We start from the raw sequence: 532 nt of genomic DNA on the forward strand, positions 1-532 counted from the left end.
ATGAGCCGCTTGGGGGGGAGGGGGGATTCAAGGGAGTAAGTCGTTTGCTTTGAGAGTATCGTCAATAGTAGCAAATAATCTTTTCTGCTTTGATAGTGGTAGTTGTTGAATCTTTAGCATACGTTTTACAATTTTGAGGCTTAGCTCTGATTCATTTTCCGATTCGATGCCGAGCAATACACTGGGTGTTACATTCAAAGCACTACAGAATTGAATCAGGACTTCAGAGGTCATGCGGATCCTGCCTCTTTCATAGGCCGAAATCACTGATTGTATAAGGTTCATTTTCTGAGCAAGTTCAATTTGAGTGTGTCCACGTTTTTTACGCAATTCTGCTAGTCTTTTTCCTAAAGCAATGGTGTTTTTTTCTTCGGCAGACAGGTTTCTCAATCGCGATACTCTTGGCATGAAGAGAAAGTATAAAAGGATGTTGACAATATAGTATGTAATATGTTATATTGGTTTCCGTTAAAACCTCTTGACACACTTTTTCAAAGTCCCGCTTTTAAGCGGGCAAGAGACTGAAAACCGT

The 532-nt window shown here is 40.2% G+C and carries 1 protein-coding gene; it reads right to left on the reverse strand.

Features of this window, described 5'->3' with window-relative positions; genetic code table 11:
* Positions 1–27: 27 nt before the first annotated feature.
* A complete protein-coding gene (locus S1OALGB6SA_RS08085) occupies positions 28–390 on the reverse strand; it encodes a helix-turn-helix domain-containing protein (RefSeq protein WP_195910382.1) in 363 nt (120 codons plus the stop codon).
* Positions 391–532: the final 142 nt, after the last annotated feature.

This window comes from Olavius algarvensis spirochete endosymbiont (genome assembly GCA_900608495.1).
In the GTDB taxonomy this organism is placed as follows: Bacteria; Spirochaetota; Spirochaetia; order DSM-2461; family DSM-2461; genus UBA2779.